Origin of the sequence: Streptomyces montanisoli (assembly GCF_017813245.1) — a bacterium.
Classification (GTDB): Bacteria; Actinomycetota; Actinomycetes; order Streptomycetales; family Streptomycetaceae; genus Streptomyces; species Streptomyces montanisoli.
On sequence record NZ_JAGIQL010000221.1, the window covers coordinates 1 to 8,367 of the forward strand.

The 8,367-nt window shown below is 74.8% G+C and carries 6 protein-coding genes and 1 pseudogene; 5 read left to right on the forward strand and 2 right to left on the reverse strand.

From position 1 onward, the window contains the following. Positions 1-1,214: pseudogene (locus JFN87_RS30215) on the reverse strand (ABC transporter permease); the annotation flags it as partial. Positions 1,215-1,621: 407 nt separating this feature from the next. On the opposite strand from JFN87_RS30215, the gene JFN87_RS30220 reads away from it, so the two are divergent. From JFN87_RS30220 to JFN87_RS30230, 3 genes are all read left to right on the forward strand, one after another. Further along, positions 1,622-3,028, forward strand: coding sequence for a GlnX family signal transduction membrane protein (locus JFN87_RS30220; protein ID WP_307865652.1), 1,407 nt, complete (start codon positions 1,622-1,624; stop codon positions 3,026-3,028). A 26-nt stretch (positions 3,029-3,054) separates the two neighbouring features. After that, a complete protein-coding gene (locus JFN87_RS30225; protein WP_209345242.1) occupies positions 3,055-4,140 on the forward strand; it encodes a glutamate ABC transporter substrate-binding protein in 1,086 nt (361 codons plus the stop codon). A gap of 68 nt (positions 4,141-4,208) precedes the next feature. Continuing rightward, positions 4,209-5,486: a coiled-coil domain-containing protein gene (locus JFN87_RS30230; RefSeq protein WP_209345243.1), complete on the forward strand. Its 1,278-nt coding sequence runs from the start codon at positions 4,209-4,211 to the stop codon at positions 5,484-5,486. Between the two features lie 25 nt (positions 5,487-5,511). On the opposite strand, the gene JFN87_RS34650 is transcribed toward JFN87_RS30230, so the two are convergent. Next, on the reverse strand, positions 5,512-5,805 hold the full coding sequence (locus JFN87_RS34650; RefSeq protein WP_443732209.1) for a hypothetical protein: 294 nt from the start codon (positions 5,803-5,805) through the stop codon (positions 5,512-5,514). Between JFN87_RS34650 and JFN87_RS30235 the strand changes: the two genes are divergently transcribed. Then, complete coding sequence (locus JFN87_RS30235; RefSeq protein ID WP_443732210.1) at positions 5,798-8,071, forward strand: serine/threonine-protein kinase; 2,274 nt, start codon at positions 5,798-5,800, stop codon at positions 8,069-8,071. The two genes, JFN87_RS34650 and JFN87_RS30235, sit on opposite strands and share 8 nt — an antisense overlap. Positions 8,072-8,074: 3 nt before the next feature. Further along, positions 8,075-8,367: zinc ribbon domain-containing protein (locus JFN87_RS30240; protein ID WP_245182550.1), on the forward strand; the 293-nt coding region annotated here is incomplete at its 3' end.

Below are 8,367 nucleotides of genomic sequence, written 5' to 3' on the forward strand. Positions count from 1 at the left end.
AGCGCGGCGGCGCCGCCCGCGAGCCTCACGGAGCCGGTCGGACGGTCGTCGAGGCGCAGCCCGAGGCCCGCGAGCGCGCCCTGCCCGCCCAGCATGCGCGTGAGCGGCCCCGCGAGGAGCGGCGCGACGACCGCGGCGGGCACCGCGAGCAGCAGCGCCTCCAGAGCGGACAGCGCGGCGATCCGGCCGCGCGAGCCGCCGCGCGCCAGCAGCAGCCGGGTCTCCTCGGTGCGGTCGGACGCCAGCAGCCTGGCCACCAGGAGCAGCGCGTACCCGGCGAGCAGCACCAGCTGGAGCGCGACGATCAGCAGCGTCGAGCGGGCCACGAGCAGCGCCCGGCGCGCCGAGTCGAGCAGGTCGGGCAGGGACGTGCGGCTGAGGACGCTGCCCTTGAAGACGGGTTCCGCGGCGACGAAGTGCTTGGCGCGCGCGGACGTCGCGCGCAGCGCGCCCGTCCGGTCGGCGGTGAAGTGCGAGAAGTCGGCGGTCGCCAGCCACGACACGTCCCCGCGGGAGACCTTGCCGCTCTCCATCAGCGCTGGGTCCGCGACGAGCGGGCCGTACGTCGTGAAGGAGTCGGTGCGCACACCGCGGCCACGGAGCTGGTCGAGCTGCCAGTACGGGTCGGTGGTGTCGGCGGGGCGGTAGACGCCGGTGACGCGGATCCTGATGTGCCCGCCGTTCAGCCGGTCGGCGAGGGCGAGGACGGTGGGCCCCGGCTCGAGCCTCAGCCGGTCGGCCGCCGCCTGGGGCACGGCGACCTCGGCGACGCCCCGCGCGTCGAGGGCCTGCCCCTTGGCGGGCCACGAACCCCTCACGAGCCGCACGCGCGAGCGGTCGAGGGCCGCCAGTTGCGTCAGGTCGGGGTCGCCCTTGCGCGCGTCGGGCGGCTGGAGGCTACGCGGCAGGCCGTAGGGCCCTGAGGCGTCGAACGCCCGCATGCGCACGGGCAGCCCGTCGTACGTGCGTGAGGCCGCGCGGTGCGCGGCCGCGTCCAGCGCGCGGCGGCCGGCGTCGGGGGTCTGCGCCGTGATGACGAGCGAGGCGGCGGCCGTGTCGTCCGAGCTCAGGGCATGCCTGAGGCCCGCGTCGCCGATGGCTCCGGCGAACGCGGTGAGCGTGGCGAGCACGACGGTGGTCAGCACCACCGCGAGCAGCGCGGCCGCGAGCAGCAGCCGGTGCGCGCGCACGCGCAGAAACAGGAACCTCGTCAAGCCTCCCCCTGGCACCGCTTGCACGGAGGCCCCCTGCGCCCCCGGCGTTCCCCTGGTGTTCGGCGGCGTTCCCCCGAACGCCGATTCGAGGATGCTGTCAGGACGAGCGCCGGGAGAAAACGCTTGCCGAAGGAAGTGACGAGATCGTGACCGGAAATCGACCGCGCCGCACCCGGTAGCGGACGCTCCACATCGAGGTGCCGTAAGCGGCCACGGCACGGGGGAACCACCCGGCGCCGGACGGCGTATCCAACTACGGGAGGGTGCCGTACGCTTCACCGGACGCCGGGCGGACAAGATCGCGTCGAGGCGCCGGGCAGAGGGCGAACGCCACGCCGGGCAGACCGCGAACGCAACGCCGGGCAGACGCCGAACGTCGCGCCAGTCACGACCTGGGGGGAGGTCGAGTGACCCATCCGCCGCACGTGCGCGAGACGCGCTCGCCCGCTCCCGTGCCCGCGCGCCCGCAGGGGCCGCCGCCGGTGCCCGCGCCGGACGAGGGCCGCGGGAAGGCGTGGCGCGAGGGCGCCGAGCGGCTGCGGCGCGCGGCGCGCACGGAGCCGGGAAGGCTCCGCCTGATCGGCGCGGCGCTCGCACTCGCCGTGGTCGTCTTCGGCGCCGTCACCGCGTGGCAGGGCTCGGACCGGTACGCGTCGGCTGACGACGTGGTGGGCCGCGGGCAGACCGTCAAGGACACCGCCGACCTGTACGGCGCGCTCGCCGACGCCGACACGCAGGCGGCGACCGGCTTCCTCGCGGGACCCACCGAGCCGTCCGACGTGCAGAGCGCGTACCGCGGCGACATCGCGCGCGCCGCGACGCTGCTCTCCGGCCTCGCGGAGAACGTGGCGCCCGGCAGCCACTCGGCCGCGCTCATCGCCCGCATCAACGGCCGGCTCCCCGTCTACACCGGCCTCATCGAGCGTGCACGCGCGGCCAACCGGCGCGACCTCCCGCTCGGCGGCGCCTACCTGCGCTACGCGAACGAGCGGATGGCCGGCACGGACGGCATCCTCCCGGCCGCCGAGGACCTCTACACCGAGCAGAGCGCCCGGCTGAACGCCGAGTCGGGCAGCGCCCGCACCTGGCCCCGCGCGGCCGTCGCGCTCGGCATACTCGCGCTGCTCCTCCTCGCCGCCGCGCAGTACCGCAACTACCGCATGACGAACCGGGTGTTCAACCGCGGGATGCTCTCCGCGACCGTCGCCTGCACGGCCGTGCTGCTGTGGCTCGTCGCCGCCCAGACGGCGGGCGACATCGGCCTGCACAGGGCCGACCGCGACGGCCAGCAGTCGCTGGTCGTGCTCAACGACGCCCGCGTCAACGCGCTCAAGGCGCGCGCCGACGAGAACCTGACGCTGATCTCGCGCGGCTCCGTCGTGGCCGCCGACGGCAGGACGGACCTGTACGAGGTCGACTTCGGCGCCAAGACGGCCAAGCTGTGGGCCGACCTCGAAGGCGCCCGCGGGCTCGCGGACGACGCCGCGGGCCGCACGCCCGTGCTCGCCGCCATCGACGCCGTCGCGACGTGGCGGGAACGGCACGCCGCGGGCAGCAGGGCCAGCGCCGCCGGCGAGTTCGCCCGCGCGCGCGAGGAGGTCAACGGCCGCGGGCAGACGAGCGAGCAGGCGTTCGCCCGCGTCAACACCGCGCTCGCCACGGCCATCGCGCACGAACAGGACGAGTTCACGGCCTCCGCGAAGAACGGCCGCGGCGCGCTCGCGTGGCTCTGGCTCGGCGCGGCCGTGCTCGCGGTGCTCGCGGCGGTGAGCGCCATCCTCGGCGTGGGCCGCAGGCTTTCGGAGTACCGGTGAGACAACAGCCTCTGAGAGGGGGAGCCATGGGGCACGCGTCCGGCAGGCTGCGCGGCTGGGGAGGCGTCACGGCGATGGGCGCCGCCTGCGCCGTGACCGCCGCGCTCACCCTCGTACCCCTGTCCCACCACGGCACCGGGTCAGCGGGCCCGTCCGCCGCGCCGCCCGTCCACCGGGTCGAGGCCGCCGCGCGCGAGACGGCGGACGCGGGCGCGGAGGCCGACTGCCCGTCCACGGGCCGGCCGGCAGAGGCCAGCCTGCCCCCGTCGAGCGGCAGCGGCCCCACCATCGACAAGATGCTCCGGCGCGAGGGCGACGCGCGGAAGCTGATCGTCGGCGTCGACCAGAACAGCTACCGGTGGGGCTACCTCAACCCGGCCACCGATGCCTTCGAAGGCTTCGACATCGACCTCGCGCACGCCATCGCCAAGAGCGTCTTCGGCGACGCGAACGCCATCACCTTCCGGCCCGTCTCCACGAAGGAGCGGACCACGGAACTCGCCAACGGCTCGGTCGACATAGTCGTCAGGACGATGACGATCTCCTGCGACCGCCTCAAGGAGGCCGAGTTCTCCACCGCCTACTTCACGGCGGGCCAGCAGGTGCTCGCCCCGCGCTCCTCCACGATCACCGGCTACAACAGGACGCTCGCGCACAAGCGCGTCTGCACCGCCACGGGTTCGACGGGCGTCCAGGAACTGGAGAAGGACAACCCCTACGGGGCCTATTTCTGGGATGCGAGCCGGAACGTGGGCCACAACCCCGATCATGTGGACGTCGACGACCTCAGCGTGCCCAACCAGCTCGACTGCCTGGTCAGGCTCCAACTGGGGCTCGTCGACGCGGTCATCACGGACAACGCGCTGGCCGCCGCGCAGGCCGCGCAGGACCCGGCGGTGGAGCTGAAGGGGGAGCCGTTCACGACGGAGTACTACGGTGTCGCGGCCAGGCGCGGCGCCGACGACCTGGTCGCCAGGATCAACTACGTACTGGAGCAGTACCGTTCAGGAGGGGCCGACAGCGCCTGGCAGAAGTCGTACGACAAGTGGCTGAAGGCCGAACTCGGGCCGACGACGGGCCCGCCCGCGCCGCGCTACCTGCCCGGGGCATGAGCGGGAGCGGCGCACGGGGACGGTAGCCGGCACGGCGTCGGGTGCCGGCAACAGCGGAGAGGTGATCGATGGGCGCCACGGGCTCCTTCCCGGACCCTGCGGGGACACCGCCGGGGCCGGTGTTCGACCGGGACGAGGCGGACCGCGCCCTCGCGCGCCTGCGGGCCGAGCACGAGGCGATCGAGACGTCGCTGCTCTCGCTCCAGGACCACGCCGGGCGCAGGCTGCTCGAAGGCGCCGAGCTCACCGGCGTCACCAAGAGCCGCTGGGCCGCCACGGAAGCGTCGATCACCGAGCTGTGGACGTACTACGACGCCTACACCAAGGCGCTCGACGCCGCGCTCGAACTGCGCGCCAGGCGCCGCTGGTCCACGCCGGACGACCTGGTGTCGCTGACGGACCGGCTGCGCGGCGCCTCCGTCACGATCGGCGCCGCCGGGGGCAGGCCCGCCGAGCGGTTCACCCTCGCCGAGCTCGTGGAGCGGATGAACGACCTGTACGCGACGTCGCTCGACACGATCGTGGCGGCCGACGCCGTCTGGTCCGCGCTGCCCGCCAGGATCGACCTGCTCGCCGCCGAACTGCGCCGCACCCGCTCGCTCGCGCACTCGGCCGGGGTGCGGCCCGGCCAGCACCCGGCGGGCGACGACCTCGACGACATCACGGACGAGCTGGCGACGCTGCGCGCCGAGGTCGTCTCCGACCCGCTCGCCTACTGGCGCCCGGCGCGCGGCAGTTCGGCGCCCGGCGGTGGCGCGCCCGACACCGGGCGCTACGACAGGGCGGCCCGCGCCATCGAGGACGTACGGCGGGAGATCGAGGCCGTACTCGAGGTGCGCAAGGACGCGGAGGACCGCCTGCTGCGGCTGCGCGACGTCATCTCGCGCGCCGACCGCACGCTCGACGAGGCGCGCTCGGCGCGCGGCGAGGTACTCGCGAAGATCGCCGCCACGGAGGTGCCGGCCGTCAGCGGGCCTTCCGCCGTCCTGCACGAGAGGCTGGCCACGGCCGCCGGATACCGCAGGAACGCGCAGTGGCACCGGCTGTCCCCGCTGCTCGACTCGCTGGAAAGGGACGCCGAGGACGAACTGCTCAGGGCACGCGAGTCGTTGACGGCCGTGACGGCGCCGCTCGCGGTACGCGCCGAGCTGCGCGGCAGGCTCGACGCGTACCGGGCGAAGGTGGCACGTCTCGGCCTCGCGGGGGATCCGTTCCTCACCGAGCGCTACGACGCGGCCCGCCGGATGCTGTGGAGCGCGCCCTGCGACCTGCGGGTCGCGGAGCAGGCCGTGCTGCGCTACCAGCGGATGGCCGCCGAGCTGCTCGACCGCGGGAGCGGCGCATGACGGGCCCCACGCGCATGGCGCCGTGTCAACGCCCGGACTGCGAGGGCGCGTACGAGGACGTCGGCGGGGGAGAGCTGTACTGCGACATGTGCGGCCTCGCGCCCGTCGTCGGCCCTGACGGCGCCATCTCCTCGCCGCCGACCGGGCTGGCCGCAGGCCGGAAGGGGCGCGCGTCGACGGCCTCGTCAACCTCGCCTTCCTCCTCAGCATCGCGCTCGGCGCCGTCGCGCTCGGCGCCGTCGCGCACCGCCCCGTCGCGCTCGCCCGCGTCGCGGCGCTCCGTCTCCGGGCGGCTCTCCCAAGGCCGCGGCGTGGCCACCTCCGCCAGGTCGGTGTCCGTGCGCAGCTCCGGCTCCGCGGAGTCGACCTCGGGACGCGGCAGGCTCGGCGCGGGGCTCGTCTTTGTCCCCGGCGTGCCGAAGCCCGACCCGCGCGAGGCGGTGATGGGCCACGCCGAGGTGCCCGAGCACAAGCGGTTCTGCTCGCGCTCCGACTGCGGTGCGCCGGTGGGCCGTTCGCGCGGCGGCCGGCCCGGCCGCACCGAGGGGTACTGCACCAAGTGCGGCCACCCCTACTCCTTCGTGCCGAAGCTCCGCGAGGGCGACGTGGTGCACGACCAGTACGAGATTGCCGGGTGTCTCGCCCACGGCGGCCTCGGCTGGGTCTACCTGGCCGTCGACCTCGCGGTGGACGGCCGCTGGGTCGTCCTCAAGGGCCTGCTCGACACGGGCGACGCGGACGCGATGGCGGCGGCCGTGTCGGAGCGCCGCTTCCTCGCCGAGATCGAGCACGCGAACATCGTCCGCATCTACAACTTCGTCGAGCACCTCGACCGGCGCACCGGCTCCATGGACGGCTACATCGTCATGGAGTACGTCGGCGGCAAGTCGCTGAAGCAGATCGCCAACGACCGCCGCGAGGCGGACACCGGAAGGCGCGACCCGCTCCCCGTCGAGCAGGCGTGCGCCTACGGCATCGAGGCGCTTGAGGCGCTCGGCCACCTGCACAGCCGCCACCTGCTGTACTGCGACTTCAAGGTCGACAACGCCATCCAGAGCGAGGACCGCTTCAAGCTCATCGACATGGGCGCCGTCCGCCGGATGGACGACGACGTGTCCCCCACCTACGGCACGGTCGGCTACCAGGCGCCCGAGGTCGCGGAGCTCGGCCCGTCCGTCGCGTCCGACCTGTACACCGTGGCGCGGGCGCTCGCGGTGCTGACGTTCGACTTCCAGGGCTACACCACGGTGTTCGCGGACTCGCTGCCCGACCCCGCCCACATCGAGGTCTTCCGCAGGTACGAGTCCTTCTACCGCCTCCTGGTGCGCGCGACGGATCCCGACCCCGGGCGCAGGTTCGCCTCGGCCGACGAGATGGCGGAGCAGCTGACGGGCGTGCTGCGCGAGGTGGTCGCCCTCAACACGGGACGGCCGAGGCCCGCGTTGTCGACGGTGTTCGGGCCCGAGGTGCGCGTCACGGAGGCCCGCCTCTTCGCCGACCTGACGGACGACGTCTCGCTGCTCGGCGCCCGGGGCAGGGGAGTGCCCGCGCCGCGCGTGCCCGTGCCGCGCAGTCCCGAGGCGTACGGCGCTGCCCCGGGCCCGCGGGGCGCGTTGTCCGCGCTGCGGCTCCTGCCCGTCGACGTGCCGGCCGCGGCTCTCGCCCTGCCCGTGCCGCGCATCGACGCGCACGACCCCCACGCGGGCTTCCTCGCGGGGCTGCTCGCCTCCTCCGCGTACGACGAGCTGATCGCCGCCCTCAGGGCAGCGGAGGGCCACGAGCCGGGCGTGACAACGGAGTTGCGGCTGCGCGAGGTGCGCGCGCACCTGGACCACGGCGCCCCCGCGGCGGCCACCACCGCCCTGGAAGACCTCCAGATCCGCCACCCGGACGCGTGGCGCGTGGTCTGGTACCGCGGCCTCGTGGGGCTCGTCACCGGCGACCACCCGTCGGCCGCCATGGCGTTCGACGCGGTCTACGACGCGTTCCCCGGGGAGCCCGCGCCGAAGCTGGCGCTCGGCGTGTGCGCCGAGGTGCTGGGGCAGTTCGACAACGCGGAGGAGTACTACCACCTCGTGTGGGTGACGGACCCGAGTTATGTGAGCGCGGCGTTCGGCCTCGCGCGCGTCCGGCTCGCCGCGGGCGACAGGACCGGAGCCGTCGCGGCCCTCGAGTCGGTGCCCGAGGCGTCCATCCACTACACGGCCGCACGCGTCGCCGCCGTACGGGCGCGGCTGCGGCGACGCGCCGCCTCCGAGCCGCTGCTGCCCGACCTGGCGGCCGCGGCCGCGCAGGTGGAGGCGTTGCACAGGCTCGGCCTCGACGCGGTGCGCGGGCAGCGGTTGTCGACCGAAGTACTCGGGACGGCCCTCGACTGGGTAATCTCCGAGGGTCGGGACGGCCGGACAGCAGCTTCTCGGGCGGCGGCCGCCACGACCCTGCTCGGCAGCCGTCTCGACGAGCGGAGCCTGCGCTTCGCCCTGGAGCGCTCGTACCGGGCACTCGCCCGGCTCGCCCAGCGCGGCGAGGAGAGGATCGAACTGGTGGAGCGGGCCAACCGCTTCCGCCCCCGGACGTGGGTGTGATTGATGGCGCACGAGCACCAGCGGGACAGCGGCCCCTCGCCCTGCCCCAACCCGGAGTGCGGCGAACCGGTCGAGCGCGGCGACCTGTTCTGCGGCGCCTGCGGCTACGACCTGACGGCCGTCCCGCCGCGCGAGGCCGGCACGGACGTGCCGACGGTCGCGCTGAGCGTGCCGGGGACGGAAGGCGCGACGATGACGGCCCGGCCGGACGCGGCGCCCGGCGCCGCGCCCGGCGGGTTGCCGCACGGGGCACGTGCGGCCGTGCGGCACCCCGGCGAACTGCCGGGCGAGGGCGG

Excerpts from the sequence above, each read along its gene's own strand:
- JFN87_RS30230 (WP_209345243.1), top strand. The coding sequence starts at position 4,209 with ATGGGCGCCACGGGCTCCTTCCCGGACCCTGCGGGGACACCGCCGGGG.
- JFN87_RS30225 (WP_209345242.1), top strand. The coding sequence starts at position 3,055 with ATGGGGCACGCGTCCGGCAGGCTGCGCGGCTGGGGAGGCGTCACGGCG.